Genomic DNA, 16,718 nt, shown 5'->3' with positions numbered 1-16,718 from the left:
CATGAGAAAACCAATTATCGTAGGAAACTGGAAAATGAATAAAACAATCGCTGCTACAAAAGCATTTGTAGAAGCTGTTGATCCAGAAGTAACTGATAAAGCTGACTGGGGAATTGCTACTCCATACTTAGCTTTACAAACTGCAAAAGCAGGAGCTAAAAACTTAATCGTAGCTGCTGAAAACGTACATTTCAAAGATAGCGGAGCTTATACTGGTGAAGTATCTGTTGAAATGTTAAAAGAAATCGGAGTTGAATGGGTTATCTTAGGTCACTCTGAAAGAAGACAATATTTTGGGGAAACTGATGAAACAGTTAACGCTAAAATGCTTCAAGTTCTTAAAAATGATATGACTCCAATCGTATGTGTTGGTGAAACATTAGAACAATATGAAGCTGGAACTACTAAAGATGTTGTTAAAACTCAAGTAGTTGCTGCTTACAAAGATGTTTGTCCTAAATGTGCTGCTAGAAGCGTTATCGCTTACGAACCAGTATGGGCTATCGGAACTGGAAAAACTGCTACAAACGAAATCGCTCAAGATGTTTGTGGATATATCCGTTCAGTAGTTGCTGAATTATACGGACAAGAAGTTGCTGATCAAGTAAGAATTCAATATGGTGGATCTGTTAAACCTGAAGGTTTAAAAGCATTATTAGAACAACCTGATATTGATGGTGCTTTAGTTGGTGGAGCTTCATTAGTTGAAGATTCATACAAAGCAATGATCGCTGCTTTAGACTAATTGTTGTTTAAACTCTAGGAAAATTCCTAGAGTTTTTCTTTTTTTTAAATTTATTTGATAAAATGCAAAAAAATATAAAAAAGTATTGCATTTATCAAGAGATAATGGTAAATTAGTTGTCGACGCAATAGGTTAATTGCGCATTCATTGTTGTGTGGAAGGGTAACACCCATTTGACCACAACACGGACAAATTTTTACAAGGAGGAAATGTCGCGTGAGTAAGAAAGTTGTTAGAGTTATGAAAATTCAATTCAAAGCAGGGCAAGCTAAACCTGGTCCAGCATTAGCAGGTGCAGGTATCCAAATGCCTAAATTCTGTACTGCTTTCAATGATCAAACTAAAGATCGTATGGGAGAAACAGTACCAGTTGTCTTAACAGTATATGAAGACAAAGATTTCAGCTTTGTATTAAAAACTGCTCCAGCTTCAGAAATGATTAAAAAAGCTTTAGGAGTACAAAAAGGTTCTAGTAATGCAGGAACAACTACTGTAGGAACATTATCAGCTGACAAATTAAAAGAAATCGCTGAATACAAAATGCCTGACTTAAATGCTTATGATTTAGATGCTGCAATGAAAATCGTTGCTGGTACAGCTAAAAACATGGGTGTTAAAGTTGAAGGAATCGATGCGTAAGCATCACGTGGAAGGATAATCCGTTATAACCACTAAGGAGGAAATTAAATGGCAAAGAAAAGTAAAAGATATACAGAAGCAGCTGCATTAATTGAAAATGGAAAACTTTATTCAGCTGAAGAAGCTATTGAATTAGTTAAAAAAACAAGTAATGTAAAATTCGATGCAAGTGTCGATGTTGCTTTCAATTTAGGATTAGATGTTAGACAAGCAGATCAACAATTACGTGGAGCTGTTGTATTACCACACGGAACTGGTAAAACTAAAAAAGTTTTAGTTGTAGCTGAAGGAGAAAAAGCTCAAGAAGCTAAAGATGCTGGTGCAGATATCGTTGCTGGTAAAGAAATTTTAGAAGACATCAAAAAAGGATGGTTAGATTTCGAAGTTATGATCGCTACTCCTAACATGATGGCTGAATTAGGTAAATTAGGTCGTATCTTAGGACCTAAAGGTTTAATGCCTAACCCAAAAACTGGAACAGTAACTATGGATGTTGCTAAAGCAGTTCAAGAAACAAAAGCTGGTAAAGTAACTTACCGTACTGATAAAGAAGGTAATGTTCATTTACCAATCGGTAGAGTATCATTTGATGATGCTAAATTAGTTGAAAACTTCAACACAATTTATGATTTAATCGTAAGATTAAAACCAACATCAGCTAAAGGTACTTATATTAAAAATATTGCAGTTTCATCAACTATGGGACCTGCAATCAAAGTTCAAACTACTAAATAGTTTGTAAAAAATGTCGCAATCAATATACCGTAGACAGTAACTGGGAAACCTTAATTTGTTACCGAGGTGTTGAGTTTATGAAGAACTTGAACTCCTATCTACGTATGGGAGTTTTAAATATAGCGCGTATATTGTTGCATATATAAAAATTTATAGGAGGTGTAGCAATGTCAGTAGAAGCAATCAATGCGAAAAAAGTCGTTGTTGAAGAAATCACTGGTAAATTTAATGATTCACAATCTGCTGTAGTAGTAGAATATCGTGGATTATCAGTAGCAGAAGTCACTGAATTACGTAAAGCATTACGTGAAGAAGATGTTGAATTCAAAGTTTACAAAAACAAATTAGTTCAAAGAGCTACTGAAAGCGCTGGATATGCTGAAATCAATGATAAATTAGTAGGTCCAAACGCTATTGCATTCGGTCATAGTGATGCCGTTGCACCTGCAAGAGTTTTAGCTAACTTTGCTAAAGATCATGAAGCTTTAGTAATCAAAGCTGGAATTGTTGAAGGAAAAGTATTAGAAGTAGAAGAAATTAATGAAATTGCTAAATTACCTGGACGTGAAGGAATGTACTCAATGTTACTTGGTATGTTACAAGCACCAGTTAGCAAATTCGCTAGAGTTGTAAAAGCTGTAGCAGATGCAAGAGAAGAAAATGGTGGAGAAGCACCTGCTGAAGAAAAAGTAGAAGAAGCTGCTGAATAAGCAGAATTAATGAAAAGGAGAATATAAACATGGCAAAATTAACACATGAAGATATCTTAGCTTACTTAGAAGAAGCTACTATTTTAGAATTAAATGACTTAGTAAAAGCAATCGAAGAAAAATTTGATGTAACTGCTGCTGCACCAGTTGCTGTAGCTGCTGCTGCTGATGCTGGAGCTGCTGCTGAACCTACAGAAGTTAACGTAACATTAACTGAAGTTGGTGGAACTAAAGTTGCTGTAATCAAAGCTGTAAGAGAAATCACTGGATTAGGATTAGTTGATGCTAAAGGATTAGTTGACAAAGCACCTTCAGTAATCAAAGAAAAAGTATCTGCTGATGAAGCTAAAGAAATCAAAGAAAAATTAGAAGCTGCTGGAGCTACAGTAGAAGTTAAATAATTATAACTTTGATTTAAAAGAAGGATCTTACGATTCTTCTTTTTTTATTGGTTAAAATTCTATTTATTTGTATAATAAAGAAAAAGGAAATAGAGGAAATACAAATGAAACATTATTTTACAGATAATACTGATTTAAAAAGTGAACAATCACAATTTATTTTTAGATTTCATAAATATGATCTTTTATTTACAAGTGATAATGGTGTTTTTTCTAAAAGCATGATAGATTATGGATCACGCGTTTTATTAGACAATATCGAAATTACAAATGAAAAAACACTTCTTGATGTAGGATGTGGCTATGGAACTTTCGGAATATGTCTTAATAAAGTTTATTCACATTTAAATGTGGATATGGTCGATGTCAATGATCGTGCACTTGAACTTGCCAAATTAAATGCTAAAAATAATAATATTCATGCAAATATTTATAAAAGCTTTATTTATGAAAATGTTCAAGGAAGTTATGATGTGATCGTAACAAATCCACCAGTAAGAGCGGGTAAAGAAGTTGTAACTACAATTTTACAAGAATCAATTGAACATCTTAATGAAAATGGAAGTTTATGGGTTATTTTACAAAAGAAACAAGGCGCTCCTTCGACTAAAAAGAAAATGGAAGAAGTTTTTGGGAATTGTGAAATTGTTAAAAGAGATAAGGGATATTACTTGTTACATAGTGTAAAAAGATAATATTTCTTTTTTTTATTTTTTATAAAAAAAGGTATTGACTTTTTTGAAACCTTTATCTAAAATACAATAATGACTATTAATATTTAAAATCAAGCGTTTTTGTGCGCTCAAAAACAGTTTAATAGAGATAAAGAAGGGTGGAGTTAATTCGTGGAAAAGCATACAACTACAGCAAAAAGCAAGATTACTCGTCGTAATTACTCTAGGATTTCAGGATCTTTAGAGTTACCAAATTTAGTAGAAATTCAAACAAATTCCTATAAATGGTTTAAAGAAGTAGGAATTAAAGAAGTATTTGATGATATCTACCCAATTACAAACTTTAATGAAACTTTATCATTAGAATTTGTTGATTGTGCCTTTGATGAACCAAAATATTCCGTAAACGAAAGTAAAGATCGTGATGCAAATTATGCAGCACCAATTCGTGCTACTTTACGTTTAATCAATTCAGGAACTGGTGAAATTAAAGAACAAGAAGTATTTATGGGTGATTTCCCATTAATGACTGATTCAGGAACTTTCATTATTAATGGGGCAGAACGTGTTATTGTATCTCAATTAGTACGTTCACCAGGGGCATACTTTGCTGATGCCATTGATAAAAGTGGTAAAACTGTCTTTGAAGGTAGTATTATCCCATCAAGAGGGACTTGGTTAGAGTTCGAAAATGATGCAAAAGATGTTTTAAATGTTCGTATTGACCGTAATAGAAAAATCCCAGGAACAGTTTTATTACGTGCTTTAGGACTTTCTAGTAATGAAGATATTATTGATGTTTTTGGTGATCATGAATTTATTTTGAACACTTTAGCAAAAGATAATACAACAAACACAGAAGAAGCTTTAATTGAAATTTATAATAAATTAAGACCAGGAGAACCTGCTACATTAGAAGGTGCTACAAGCCTTTTATATACTAGATTCTTTGATCCTAAACGTTATGATTTAGCTAAAGCTGGTCGTTTCAAATTTAAGAAAAAATTAAGTTTATTAGATCGTATTGCAGGACGTGTTCTTGCTGAAGATGTTAAAGATGTTGATGGTAACGTTGTTTGTACAAAAGGAACAGTTATTACAAATGAAGTTATTGATACATTAAGACCTGTTTTTGAAGCAGGTGCACACACTGTTGAAATGAAAACTAATCCTAGATTAGAAAGTAATGGTGTATTACAAGTAGTTCATGTTTATGTTGATGAATCACGTACTAAAGTTATGAAAGTAATTGGTACAGATTTATCATTAAATTGTAAATATGTTACAATCTCTGACATGATTGCAGCATATTCATATATGTTAAATTTAGTTGATATTTTCAATTCTTATGATTTAGCACCTGAAGATAGAGTATCTCATATGGCTCGTATAGGTTTATTAGATGATATCGATCATTTAGGAAATAGACGTGTACGTTCTGTAGGTGAATTAATTCAAAACCAATTCAGAATTGGATTATCAAGAATGGAAAGAGTTGTTAAAGAAAGAATGTCATTATCTGAAGTGGATTCAGTAACACCACAATCTTTAACAAATATTCGTCCATTAACTGCCGCAATGAAAGAATTCTTTGCGTCATCACAATTATCACAATTCATGGATCAAATTAACCCATTAGCCGAATTAACAAATAAACGTCGTTTATCTGCATTAGGGCCAGGTGGTTTATCAAGAGACCGTGCAGGATATGAAGTCCGTGACGTACATGCTTCCCATTATGGAAGAATTTGTCCAATCGAAACTCCTGAAGGTCCAAACATCGGATTAATTTCAACTTTAGCATCTTATGCTAAAATCAATGAATATGGATTTATTGAAACTCCATATCGTAAAGTTAATAAATGTGTTATCGATGAAGACGATGTACGTTATTTAACTGCTGATGAAGAAAAAAATTACATTATTGCACAAGCAAATGTACAAACATCTGATGAAGGTGAAATCTTAGATGAACAAGTTATCGCCCGTCATTTAGGTGAAAATATTATGGCTAAAAGAGAAGATGTTGATTTTATCGATATTTCTCCAAAACAAATCGTTTCTGTTGCCACTTCATGTATTCCATTCTTGGAAAACGATGATGCAACTCGTGCTTTAATGGGTGCCAACATGCAACGTCAAGCTGTACCTTTATTAAATCCACATACACCATTTGTTGGGACAGGTATGGAATATCAAGCTGCAAGAGATTCTGGAGCAGCTTTAGTAAGTAAACATAACGGTACTGTAAGTTATGTAGATGCTAAACGTATTGAAATCGTGGATGATGAAGCAGTTGTTCACAAATATCGTTTAACAAAATTTGCTATTTCAAATGCAGGAACTTGTATCAACCATAAACCAATTGTTAAAGTTGGAGAAGAAGTTGTTGTTGGTCAAGTATTAGCTGATGGTCCAGCAATGGAACAAGGTGAATTAGCATTAGGACAAAACGTGTTAGTTGGTTTCATGACATGGAATGGTTATAACTACGAAGATGCCGTTATTATGTCTGAAAGATTAGTAAAAGAAGATGTATATACATCTATTCATATTGATGAATATTCAATTGAATGTCGTGATACAAAATTAGGACCTGAAGAAATTACAAGAGATATCCCTAACGTTGGGGATGAAGCACGTAAAAACTTAAATAGTGATGGTATCATCATGATTGGTGCTGAAGTTAAAGAAGGAGATATCTTAGTTGGTAAAGTTACTCCAAAAGGTCAAGCTGAATTATCAGCAGAAGAAAAATTATTACTTGCAATCTTTGGTGAAAAGTCAAGAGAAGTTAAAGATAATTCATTAAGAGTTCCTCATGGTGGGGCTGGTATCGTTCATGATATTAAAATCTTTGATCGTAAAAATGGTGATGAATTACAACCAGGTGTTAACCGTGTTGTTAAAGTTTATATCGTTCAAAAACGTAAAATCTCTGAAGGAGATAAAATGGCTGGACGTCATGGTAATAAAGGGGTTATTTCAAAAATCTTACCAATCGAAGATATGCCACACTTAGAAGATGGTACACCATTAGATATCATGTTAAATCCATTAGGGGTTCCATCTCGTATGAATATCGGACAAGTATTAGAGTTACATTTAGGTTATGCCGCTAGACAATTAGGTTTATATATTGCTACTCCTGCTTTCGATGGTTTACATCGTGAAGACTTAGAAGCATTAATGAAAGAAGCAGGAATGAATGAAGATGGAAAACAACCTGTTATTTCTGGACGTACGGGTGAATATTTTGATTCTCCTGTATCTGTAGGTATTATGTACTTCGTTAAATTATCACACATGGTTGATGATAAATTACATGCACGTTCAGTAGGACCTTACTCATTAGTTACTCAACAACCACTTGGAGGTAAAGCTCAAAACGGTGGACAAAGATTTGGGGAAATGGAAGTTTGGGCACTTGAAGCTTATGGTGCTGCTTATACACTTCGTGAAATCTTAACTGTTAAATCTGATGATGTTGTTGGACGTGTTAAAACATATGAAGCTATTGTTAAAGGACAACCAATGCCAGAACCAGGATTACCTGAATCATTTAGAGTATTAAAGAAAGAATTACAAGCATTAGCATTAGATATTCGTTTATTAGATGAAAATGATCAAGAAATTGATGAAAGAAATATCGAAGATGAAGAAAGACGTTTCCCAAGATCAATTGAAAAAGAAGATGTAAACGAAGAAAAAGAAGTTGTTACTGATGCTATGAAATCTGAAGAATTAGTTGAAACTGAAGAAAGTGAATCATTATAAGGAGGGAATAGAAAATGGCAAATACTAATAAATTTTCATCAATCCAAATTGGATTAGCATCTCCTGAAAAAATTCGTGAATGGTCTTATGGTGAAGTAAAAAAACCTGAAACGATTAACTATCGTTCTCAAAAGCCTGAAAAAGATGGTCTATTCTGTGAAAGAATCTTTGGACCATCTAAGGATTGGGAATGTAGTTGTGGAAAATATAAGAAAATTAGATATAAAGGTGTTGTATGTGATCGATGTGGTGTAGAAGTTACTAAATCTGCAGTACGTCGTGAACGTATGGGACATATTGAATTAGCTACACCAGTAGCACATATTTGGTATTTAAAAGGTATTCCATCAAGAATGGGATTAATCTTAGATATGTCACCAAAACAACTAGAAGAAATTATTTATTTTGTTTCTTATGTTGTTATTGACAAAGGAACTACACCTTTAGAATACAAACAAGTATTATCTGAAAGAGATTATCGTAAATGTTATGAACAATTTGGTCATACATTTGAAGCTCAAATTGGGGCTGAAGCGATTCAAACTTTATTAAAACAAGTTGATTTAGATGCAGAATTTGAACTTGTATCTAAAGAATTAAAAGAAGCTCAAGGACAAAAACGTACTAAATTATTGAAGAGATTAGAAGCTATTGAAGCATTTAGATCTTCTGATAATCAACCTGAATGGATGATTCTTGAAGCATTACCAGTTATACCACCTGATTTAAGACCTATGTTACAATTAGATGGTGGACGTTTTGCGACAAGTGATTTAAATGATTTATATAGACGTGTTATTACTCGTAATAATCGTTTGAAAAAATTATTAGAACTCGGAACACCTTCTATTATCGTTCAAAATGAAAAGCGTATGTTACAAGAAGCTGTTGATGCCTTAATTGATAATGGTCGTCGTTCTAAACCAATTACTGGTGCTGGTGGACGTGCGTTAAAATCATTAAGCCATACATTAAAAGGTAAACAAGGACGTTTCCGTCAAAACTTATTAGGTAAACGTGTTGACTATTCAGGACGTTCAGTTATCGCTGTAGGACCAGACTTAAAAATGTATCAATGTGGTATTCCACGTGAAATGGCATTAAGCTTATTTAAACCATTTGTTATCCATGGTTTAGTTGATCAAGAAATTGCTACAAATATTAAAGCAGCTGAAAGATTAATTGATAAAATGGATGATAAAATTTGGCCAATCGTTGAAGAAGTTATCAAAGCACATCCAGTATTATTAAACCGTGCGCCAACTCTTCATAGATTAGGTATCCAAGCATTCGAACCTAAATTAGTAGAAGGACGTGCTATTCGTCTTCACCCATTAGTAACTCCAGCGTTCAATGCCGATTTCGATGGGGACCAAATGGCTGTCCATGTACCATTAGGTGAAGAAGCAATTCAAGAAGCAAGACAATTAATGTTAGGATCAACAAATATCTTAGGTCCTAAAGATGGTAAACCTATCGTTACTCCATCCCAAGACATGGTGTTAGGTAACTACTACTTAACATTAGAAGATGTTGGAGCAATTGGTGAAGGTACTGTCTTTGCTGATAGAAATGAAGTTGATCATGCATATTTTGCTAAAACTGTAAATCTTCATACAAGAGTTGCTATTAAAGCATCTGCATTACACAATGCAACATTTACAGAAGCTCAAAATAACAGTTATTTAATTACTACTGTAGGTAAAATTTTCTTTAATGATATCTTTGATGGACAATTCCCATTTATCAATGAACCAGGTAAAGAAAACTTATCTGGAACACCTGATAGATACTTTGTTCCAATGGGAACTGATATTAAATCACATATTGCTGCTCAACAACCAGTTAAACCATTAGGTAAAAAAGCATTAGGAAGCATCATTGATGAAGTGTTCAAACAATCTGCATTAACTGATACAAGTTTAATGCTTGATAAGTTAAAAGACCAAGGATTTAAATATTCAACAATTGCTGGTATTACAGTATCTGCTTATGATATCCAAGTGCCACAAGCTAAATTTGAAATCTTTGATAAAGCAGATCAAAAACTTGAACAAATTAAAACTTTCTATAATAAAGGTAAATTAACTGAAGCAGAAAGATACCAAAGCGTAATCAAATTATGGACTGGTGTTAAAGATGAAGTCCAAGAAGTTGTTCGTCAAGAGTTCGAAGCTGATGATCGTAACCCAATCTTCATCATGTCAGATTCAGGTGCCCGTGGATCACTTTCTAACTTCACTCAGTTAGTAGGTATGCGTGGATTGATGTCAAATCCAAAAGGGGAAACAATCGAGTTACCAATCAAGTCTGCCTTCCGTGAAGGTTTAACAGCATCAGAATTCTTTATTTCAACACACGGTGCCCGTAAAGGTTCTACAGATACTGCCTTAAAGACTGCCGATTCAGGTTACTTAACAAGACGTTTAGTAGACGTTGCTCAAGAAGTTATTATTTCTGAAGAAGATTGTGGAACAGATAGAGGATTCGTTGTTACTGAATTATACAATACAGATGACAATACTGTAATTGTTCCATTATATGACCGTTTAGTTGGTCGTTATTCACAAAAAGATGTTTACCATCCAGAAACTAAAGAATTATTAGTTGCTGCAGGTGAAATCTTTACTGAACAAAACGCTAAAGTTGTTTGTGATGCAGGTATTAAAGAAGTTGAAATTCGTTCAGTTCTTGGCTGCGTTGCTAAAGGCGGAGTTTGTAAAAAATGTTATGGTCGTAACTTAGCAACAGGTAATGTTGTTGAATTAGGTGAAGCTGTTGGGGTTATGGCTGCACAATCAATCGGTGAACCAGGTACTCAGTTAACAATGCGTACTTTCCATGATGGTGGGGTTGCCGGTGGTGCCGATATCACTCAAGGGTTACCTCGTATTCAAGAATTATTTGAAGCACGTAATCCAAAAGCTAAATCAATTATTTCTGAAATTGATGGTGAAGTATCAAATATTATTGATAATGCAGGAAGAATGGAAGTTGTTGTTTCTAACGATTTAGAAACAAGAAGTTACTTAACTCCATATGGTGCAAAATTAAGAGTTAATGTTGGTGATGAAGTACGTATTGGTGATAAAATCACTAAAGGTTCTATTGATCCAAAAGAATTATTAAATGTAGCTGATACAGAAGCTGTTGAAAAGTATATTATTAAAGAAGTTCAAAAAGTATATCGTATTCAAGGTATCGAAATTTCTGATAAACATATCGAAATTATCGTAAGACAAATGTTGAAGAAAATTAGAATTGTTGAAGGTGGAGATACTGGAACACTTCCTGGAACACATGTTAATGTAACTCAATTTACTGAATTAAATAGAGAAGCATTAAAAGAAGGAAAACATCCAGCTGTTGGTAGACCAATCTTATTAGGTATTACTAAAGCATCTCTTGAAACTGATTCATTCTTATCTGCAGCATCATTCCAAGAAACTACTAAGATCTTAACTGATGCATCAATTAAAGGTAAGAAAGATATGTTAAAAGGATTAAAAGAAAATGTATTAATTGGTAAATTATTACCAGCTGGTACAGGATTTAGAGGTCCTTTAAAATCACCTGAAACATTAGCAAAAGAAGCTGAAGAAGCAAAAGCAGCTGAACTTGCTAAATATGATTTATTAGATGATAATCATGAAAATCTTGGAGATCAATTATAAAAAAATAGGCTTAGGCCTATTTTTTTTATATTTTTTAATTTTTTTGTTGACATTATCATTTTAATACTATAATATATTGTCAGTGCCCTGATTGGGTGCAATATTTATTGATTAAATATGAAACACCCGGTATTGTGTGTTATCAAGAAAGGAGAAAGAAATGCCTACAATTAACCAATTAGTAAGACAAGGTCGTACTGATAAAACAACAAAATCAAATTCACCTGCTTTAAATAGAGGTTATAACTCATTAGCTAAAAAAGCTACATCAACTAAATCACCTCAAAAGCGTGGTGTGTGTACTCGTGTTGCTACTATGACACCTAAAAAACCTAACTCGGCTTTACGTAAATATGCCCGTGTTAGATTATCAAATGGTATGGAAGTAACTGCATATATTCCAGGAATTGGACACAACTTACAAGAACATAGTGTTGTTTTAATTCGTGGTGGTCGTGTTAAAGACTTACCAGGGGTTCGTTACCATATTATCCGTGGTACAATGGACTGTGCTGGAGTTAACGATCGTAAACAAGCACGTTCTAAATACGGTGCTAAAAAACCAAAAGCTTAATTAATACTTATAGGAGGAAATATATATGTCAAGAAAAGGACGAGTTGCTAAAAGAGACGTTCTACCTGATCCAGTGTATAACTCTAAAACTATTTCTAAACTTATCAACAACATTATGTTAGATGGTAAAAAAGGTGTTGCTCAAAACATCTTATATGATGCGTTTAAAAAAGTAGAAGAAAAAACTGGGAACCCAGCTATGGAAGTCTTTGATCAAGCAATTAACAATATTATGCCAGTTCTTGAACTTAAAGTAAGACGTATTGGTGGGGCTAACTACCAAGTACCAGTTGAAGTTTCTTCAGAAAGAAGAATGACTTTAGGTTTAAGATGGTTAGTAAACTACTCTCGTTTAAGAAACGAAAAAACTATGGTTGATCGTTTAGCAAACGAAATTATTGATGCTTCAAACGGAACAGGTGCTTCTGTTAAGAAGAAAGAAGATACTCATAAAATGGCTGAAGCTAATAAAGCATTCGCTCATTTCCGTTGGTAATATAACGGCTAAAATTTTGAAGGGAGAAAACAAATGGCTCGTGAATTTTCGTTAGAAAAGACTCGTAATATCGGAATCATGGCTCATATTGATGCTGGTAAAACAACAACAACTGAACGTGTCCTTTATTACACTGGTAAAATCCACAAAATTGGTGAAACTCACGAAGGTGCTTCACAAATGGACTGGATGGAACAAGAACAAGAACGTGGAATCACAATCACTTCAGCAGCTACAACTGCTCAATGGAATGGGTATCGTGTTAATATTATCGATACACCAGGCCATGTAGACTTTACAGTCGAAGTAGAACGTTCTTTACGTGTATTAGATGGTGCTGTAACTGTATTAGATGCAAAAGCTGGTGTAGAACCACAAACTGAAACAGTTTGGCGTCAAGCTACTACTTATGGTGTACCTCGTATTGTATTCGCTAATAAAATGGATGCAACAGGTGCAGATTTCATTATGTCATTAGAATCTTTAGAAAAGAGATTAGGAGTACAAGGTGTTGCAATTCAATTACCTATCGGTGCTGAAGATACTTTCGAAGGAATCATTGACTTAATTAAAATGAAAGCTGTTTATTTTGAAGGAGCAAAAGGTGAAAATGTAATTTACAAAGAAATTCCTGAAGAATATATGGCTCAAGCTGAAGAATACCGTGCTAAAATGTTAGATCAAGCAGCAACTTATGATGATGATCTATTAATGAAAGTTTTAGAAGGTGAAGAAGTTACTGAAGAAGAAATTAAAGCAGCAATCCGTAAAGGAACATTAGCTGTAGAATTATTCCCAGTATTATGTGGTTCAGCTTACAAAGATAAAGGTGTTCAACCAATGTTAGATGCAGTAATTGACTTTTTACCTGCACCAACTGACATTCCTTCAATCAAAGGTACTGATGAAGATGGTAATGAAGTAGAAAGACATGCATCAGATGATGAACCTTTCTCAGCATTAGCATTCAAAATCATGGCTGACCCATTCGTAGGAAAATTAACTTTCTTCCGTGTATATTCAGGTACATGTCAATCAGGAAGTTATGTATTAAACTCTACAAAAGATAAAAAAGAACGTTTAGGTCGTATTCTTCAAATGCATGCGAACAAACGTAATGAAATTGATGAAGTTTACGCTGGAGATATCGCTGCAGCTGTAGGTTTCAAAAACACAACAACTGGGGATACTATCTGTGACGAAAAGAATTTCGTTATCCTTGAAAAAATGGAATTCCCTGAACCAGTTATCCAATTAGCTATCGAACCAAAAACTAAACAAGATCAAGATAAGTTAAGTAATGGTTTAATTAAATTAGCTGAAGAAGATCCAACATTCAAAACATTTACTAACCCTGAAACTGGAGATACAGTTATCGCTGGTATGGGTGAATTACACTTAGACGTAATCGTTGACCGTTTAAAAAGAGAATTCAAAGTAGAAGCTAACGTTGGTGCTCCACAAGTTGCTTACCGTGAAACAATCACTCAAGCAGCTGAATGTGAAGGTAAATATGTAAAACAATCTGGTGGTCGTGGACAATACGGTCACGTATGGATCAAATTTGAACCTAATGAAGGTAAAGGATTTGAATTCGTTGATGCTATCGTTGGTGGGGCTGTCCCAAGAGAATATATCAACTCAGTAAAAGTAGGTCTTGAAGATGCACTTGAAACTGGTATGATTGCTGGATACCCTGTATTAGACGTAAAAGCTACATTATTTGATGGTTCTTACCATGATGTCGATTCATCAGAAATGGCATATAAAGTAGCTGCAAGTTTAGCACTTAAAAATGCTGCTAAAAAATGTGGTCCTGTATTATTAGAACCAATTATGGCAGTAGAAGTAACTGCTCCTTCTGAATATTTAGGTAGCGTTATGGGTGATATTTCATCTAGACGTGGTATGATCGAAGGACAAGAAGAAAGAGGAAATGCTGTTTCAGTTCAAGCATCTGTACCATTATCAGAAATGTTCGGATACGCAACTGATTTAAGATCATTTACTCAAGGTCGTGGAAACTATACAATGCAATTTGATAGATACGAAGCTGCACCTAAATCAATTAGAGAAGAAATCATCAAGAAAAATGGTGGAAATGTATAATCTACATTAAAATCAAATAAATATTGATTTTTTCGAACAAATAAACTAGAATGTTTATTGTAAAAAATTAAAAAATAGGAGGAACCTTAACAATGGCTAAGGAAAAATTTGACCGCTCTAAAGCGCATGTAAATATCGGAACTATTGGTCACGTTGACCATGGTAAAACAACTTTAACAGCTGCAATCACTACTTGTCTTGCTAAAAAAGGACAAGCTGCTGCAATGGATTATGCTTCAATCGATGCTGCTCCAGAAGAAAAAGAACGTGGTATCACAATCAACACTGCACACGTAGAATATCAAACTGAAACTCGTCACTATGCACACGTTGACTGTCCAGGTCATGCTGACTACATCAAAAACATGATCACTGGTGCTGCACAAATGGATGGTGCTATCTTAGTAGTTGCTGCTACTGATGGACCAATGCCACAAACAAGAGAACACATCTTATTATCTCGTCAAGTAGGTGTTCCATACATCATCGTATTCTTAAATAAATGCGATATGGTTGATGACGAAGAATTAATCGACTTAGTAGAAATGGAAGTTCGTGAATTATTAAATGAATATGACTTCCCAGGTGATGATACTCCAGTAATCAGAGGATCAGCATTAAAAGCATTAGAAGGAGATCCTAAATGGACTCCAGCTATCGACGAATTAATGGAAGCTGTAGATACTTATATCCCAACTCCAACTAGAGACGTTGATAAACCATTCTTAATGCCAGTAGAAGACGTTTTCACAATCACTGGACGTGGAACTGTTGCTACAGGTAGAGTAGAACGTGGACAATTAAACTTAAATGACGAATTAGAAATCGTTGGTATCAAAGAAACTCAAAAAACAGTTGCTACTGGTATCGAAATGTTCAGAAAATTATTAGACTATGCTGAATCTGGAGATAACATTGGTGTATTATTACGTGGTATCAACCGTGATCAAATTCAACGTGGACAAGTATTAGCTAAACCTGGTTCAGTACATCCACATACTAAATTCAAAGGTCAAGTATATGTATTAAGTAAAGATGAAGGTGGACGTCATACACCATTCTTCGCTAACTATAGACCACAATTCTATTTCAGAACTACTGATATTACTGGTGTAATCGAATTACCAGAAGGTACTGAAATGGTAATGCCTGGAGATACTGTAGAATTAACAGTTGAATTAATTCACCCAATCGCAATTGAACAAGGAACTAAATTCTCAATTCGTGAAGGTGGTAGAACTGTAGGTTCTGGAAACATCTCTGAAATTATTGAATAATAATTTTAACGAAAGGTCCTTCGGGACCTTTTTATATTTAAGCACTTTTTATTACGAATGTTTCTTATTTGTAGTAAATGACTTTTTGTTCAAAATAGTGCTTTATCTAACGAAAGCGCTTGAATAATAGATATGACTTTGATAAAATAATAGTGCAGATGTAAGTAGTCTGAATATTTGTTTATAGAAGGAGATAATAAAAATGGATCAACAAGAACAAATCGTAATTAACTTAATTGTTAATGCTGGTAGCGCACGTAGTTCAGCTATCGAAGCAATTCAATATGCAAAAGCTGGAGATATCGAAAAAGCTGAAGAATCTTTAGGAAACGCTAAAGAAGCAGTTAATGAAGCTCATCATTCACAAACTGAAATGATTCAAGCTGAAATTAGAGGAGAAAAAGCACCATTAAGCTTATTAATGGTACATGCTCAAGACCACTTAATGACATCATTATTATGCATTGACTTAGCTCAAGAATTCGTTGATGTTTACAAAAAAATTGGTTAATTATAAAAAGAAGCTCTAATATGTTATTTAAAAGTCTAACTTAATGTTAGGCTTCTTTTTTTATAAAAATAAGTATATCTTTGGAGCGATGATGAAAGTCTCACTGATCAATGATGGACCAACAACAATCATCCTGGACAGTAAAGAAATCATATAGTCATAAGGCAAAGAAACGTTCTGTAAAGATCGTTTCTTTTAATCATGACAAAAAAATATAGATAAAAAAACAACGATATAAAGGCAGAAAAAGAGGGGAATAGAGAAAAAAGATAAAAAAAGATAGAAAAAAGCTTTACAAAAGGGAGAGGGGATGGTAATATAAATGGGCACTCGACGAGAGAGTCAAGTGAGAGGACATTGAAAACTGAACAGGAAAGAATAAAACACAACGTCAAT

At 33.9% G+C, this 16,718-nt stretch carries 14 protein-coding genes and 1 other annotated feature; all 14 genes read left to right on the top strand.

Features of this window, described 5'->3' with window-relative positions; translation table 11 throughout:
- The first annotated feature begins 1 nt into the window (after position 1).
- The 14 genes from tpiA (at position 2) to OCV55_RS14170 (ending at position 16,479) form a co-directional block, all read left to right on the top strand.
- Entirely contained in the window at positions 2-745 is a 744-nt protein-coding gene (gene tpiA / locus OCV55_RS13135; RefSeq protein WP_032089405.1) for a triose-phosphate isomerase, read from the top strand.
- A gap of 216 nt (positions 746-961) precedes the next feature.
- Positions 962-1,384 carry a 50S ribosomal protein L11 gene (gene rplK / locus OCV55_RS13130; RefSeq protein WP_022002410.1) on the top strand — a complete coding sequence of 141 codons (423 nt, stop codon included), beginning with the start codon at positions 962-964 and terminating at the stop codon, positions 1,382-1,384.
- A 48-nt stretch (positions 1,385-1,432) separates the two neighbouring features.
- Entirely contained in the window at positions 1,433-2,119 is a 687-nt protein-coding gene (gene rplA, locus OCV55_RS13125) for a 50S ribosomal protein L1 (protein WP_022002411.1), read from the top strand.
- A 9-nt stretch (positions 2,120-2,128) separates the two neighbouring features.
- Positions 2,129-2,246, top strand: a sequence feature (ribosomal protein L10 leader region).
- A 40-nt stretch (positions 2,247-2,286) separates the two neighbouring features.
- Positions 2,287-2,829: a 50S ribosomal protein L10 gene (rplJ, locus tag OCV55_RS13120; protein ID WP_147580838.1), complete on the top strand. Its 543-nt coding sequence runs from the start codon at positions 2,287-2,289 to the stop codon at positions 2,827-2,829.
- Between the two features lie 29 nt (positions 2,830-2,858).
- Complete coding sequence (rplL, locus tag OCV55_RS13115) at positions 2,859-3,230, top strand: 50S ribosomal protein L7/L12 (RefSeq protein ID WP_022002413.1); 372 nt, start codon at positions 2,859-2,861, stop codon at positions 3,228-3,230.
- A gap of 65 nt (positions 3,231-3,295) precedes the next feature.
- Complete coding sequence (locus OCV55_RS13110) at positions 3,296-3,925, top strand: class I SAM-dependent methyltransferase (RefSeq protein ID WP_329992334.1); 630 nt, start codon at positions 3,296-3,298, stop codon at positions 3,923-3,925.
- 150 nt (positions 3,926-4,075) lie between these two features.
- Positions 4,076-7,681 carry a DNA-directed RNA polymerase subunit beta gene (gene rpoB, locus OCV55_RS13105; RefSeq protein ID WP_119362729.1) on the top strand — a complete coding sequence of 1,202 codons (3,606 nt, stop codon included), beginning with the start codon at positions 4,076-4,078 and terminating at the stop codon, positions 7,679-7,681.
- Between the two features lie 14 nt (positions 7,682-7,695).
- Positions 7,696-11,355, top strand: a complete 3,660-nt coding sequence (rpoC, locus tag OCV55_RS13100) for a DNA-directed RNA polymerase subunit beta' (protein ID WP_032089401.1) — start codon at positions 7,696-7,698, stop codon at positions 11,353-11,355.
- Positions 11,356-11,515: 160 nt separating this feature from the next.
- Positions 11,516-11,929: a 30S ribosomal protein S12 gene (gene rpsL / locus OCV55_RS13095; protein ID WP_022002417.1), complete on the top strand. Its 414-nt coding sequence runs from the start codon at positions 11,516-11,518 to the stop codon at positions 11,927-11,929.
- Between the two features lie 25 nt (positions 11,930-11,954).
- Positions 11,955-12,425 (top strand): 30S ribosomal protein S7, encoded by a 471-nt coding sequence (gene rpsG / locus OCV55_RS13090; protein WP_022002418.1) that lies wholly within the window; start codon positions 11,955-11,957, stop codon positions 12,423-12,425.
- 33 nt (positions 12,426-12,458) lie between these two features.
- The gene (gene fusA / locus OCV55_RS13085; protein ID WP_117783348.1) at positions 12,459-14,534 is read left to right on the top strand and encodes an elongation factor G; all 2,076 of its coding nucleotides are present in this window, start codon (positions 12,459-12,461) and stop codon (positions 14,532-14,534) included.
- 92 nt (positions 14,535-14,626) lie between these two features.
- Positions 14,627-15,811: an elongation factor Tu gene (gene tuf / locus OCV55_RS13080; protein ID WP_032089391.1), complete on the top strand. Its 1,185-nt coding sequence runs from the start codon at positions 14,627-14,629 to the stop codon at positions 15,809-15,811.
- 202 nt (positions 15,812-16,013) lie between these two features.
- A complete protein-coding gene (locus OCV55_RS13075) occupies positions 16,014-16,322 on the top strand; it encodes a PTS lactose/cellobiose transporter subunit IIA (protein ID WP_022002421.1) in 309 nt (102 codons plus the stop codon).
- Positions 16,323-16,365: 43 nt separating this feature from the next.
- Positions 16,366-16,479, top strand: coding sequence for a D-aminoacyl-tRNA deacylase (locus tag OCV55_RS14170; protein ID WP_267905641.1), 114 nt, complete (start codon positions 16,366-16,368; stop codon positions 16,477-16,479).
- Positions 16,480-16,718: the final 239 nt, after the last annotated feature.

This window comes from [Clostridium] ammoniilyticum (assembly GCF_025566905.1).
GTDB lineage: Bacteria > Bacillota_I > Bacilli_A > Erysipelotrichales > Coprobacillaceae > Faecalibacillus > Faecalibacillus intestinalis.
This window is presented reverse-complemented; position numbering and strand designations above follow the sequence as displayed.

Bases quoted from the DNA above. Each gene is read 5' to 3' on its own strand.
- tpiA (WP_032089405.1), top strand. From the start codon at position 2: ATGAGAAAACCAATTATCGTAGGAAACTGGAAAATGAATAAAACAATC.
- rplA (WP_022002411.1), top strand. From the start codon at position 1,433: ATGGCAAAGAAAAGTAAAAGATATACAGAAGCAGCTGCATTAATTGAA.
- rplJ (WP_147580838.1), top strand. From the start codon at position 2,287: ATGTCAGTAGAAGCAATCAATGCGAAAAAAGTCGTTGTTGAAGAAATC.
- rplL (WP_022002413.1), top strand. From the start codon at position 2,859: ATGGCAAAATTAACACATGAAGATATCTTAGCTTACTTAGAAGAAGCT.
- rpoC (WP_032089401.1), top strand. From the start codon at position 7,696: ATGGCAAATACTAATAAATTTTCATCAATCCAAATTGGATTAGCATCT.
- rpsL (WP_022002417.1), top strand. From the start codon at position 11,516: ATGCCTACAATTAACCAATTAGTAAGACAAGGTCGTACTGATAAAACA.
- rpsG (WP_022002418.1), top strand. From the start codon at position 11,955: ATGTCAAGAAAAGGACGAGTTGCTAAAAGAGACGTTCTACCTGATCCA.
- fusA (WP_117783348.1), top strand. From the start codon at position 12,459: ATGGCTCGTGAATTTTCGTTAGAAAAGACTCGTAATATCGGAATCATG.
- tuf (WP_032089391.1), top strand. From the start codon at position 14,627: ATGGCTAAGGAAAAATTTGACCGCTCTAAAGCGCATGTAAATATCGGA.
- OCV55_RS13075 (WP_022002421.1), top strand. From the start codon at position 16,014: ATGGATCAACAAGAACAAATCGTAATTAACTTAATTGTTAATGCTGGT.
- OCV55_RS14170 (WP_267905641.1), top strand. From the start codon at position 16,366: ATGTTAGGCTTCTTTTTTTATAAAAATAAGTATATCTTTGGAGCGATG.